The organism is Pseudomonas sp. FSL W5-0299 (assembly GCF_005930655.1).
In the GTDB taxonomy this organism is placed as follows: Bacteria; Pseudomonadota; Gammaproteobacteria; order Pseudomonadales; family Pseudomonadaceae; genus Aquipseudomonas; species Aquipseudomonas mandelii.
In genome coordinates, this window is sequence record NZ_RXHX01000103.1 from 1 (window position 1) to 889 (window position 889).

The window sequence follows — 889 nt, forward strand, 5'->3', positions numbered from 1 at the left end:
AGGCCAAAGAAGAGACGGTCAGGGCTGCGATGACGAACAAAGTTTTGATGGGGTTCATTTGAATTTCCTCGGATGAGTATTGGTAACCCCCGAATCCACATCAAGTGATGATTCTTAGGGGTGAGCTTAAGGCTCAATAGGACTATAAGACTCATCCCCTGTCAGGAACCTTAGGTGAATATTACAGTTGTGTCAGGTTGCGATATTTCTCTTGAGGAACACGCTATTTAATCCGTAAGGTCTCGATCTTCCAGCGTCACACCGCTATTTACTGAGTATCAGTTTGAGGTGCGTGACTTTGTAAGTTTCCGTTAACTTTCAAGGGGAAGATGTTTTTTTAGTTTCTTTACTGGAACTGCATATCTGAACCTGGATGCACCGCGTCAACACTTAAGTGTTCGATGTTCATGGGAAATAGTAGCGCTACTGAGGGTGATTTAGCGTGAGTATTAATTTTGAGAAAGCGCTTGGCTTCGCAGAAAGAGCGTTAATTTATCGTAGTCAAAGAGCTGAGATCCTGAGTAACAATATCGCAAACGCTGATACGCCGAACTTCAAGGCCCGAGACTTAGATTTTTCTACTGTGCTTGCAAGCCAGACAACAGAAACTCCTGCTACTCCGTTTTATTTGAAAACAACAAATGTAAAACACGTTACCGAAAAAGAATCAGCAGGTGATATTTACGGAGGTGCGTTGCTTTACAGCACACCAGCTCAACCTGCCATTGATCAAAATACTGTCGATCAGCAGGTCGAGGTCGCAAAATACACAGAAAATGGAATACGTTTCGACGCCGCTTTTACTCGGTTGAATGGAGCATTCAAAGGTTTGCTCAAAGCTCTGCGAGGTGATTAGTAGCGCAAGGGCTTGCGAGCGGTAATTGTGGCC

1 protein-coding gene is annotated in these 889 nt (G+C 44.2%); it reads left to right on the forward strand.

What is annotated here, in order from left to right:
- The first annotated feature begins 442 nt into the window (after positions 1-442).
- Positions 443-856 (forward strand): flagellar basal body rod protein FlgB, encoded by a 414-nt coding sequence (gene flgB, locus FHL16_RS33815; RefSeq protein WP_019821357.1) that lies wholly within the window; start codon positions 443-445, stop codon positions 854-856.
- Positions 857-889: the final 33 nt, after the last annotated feature.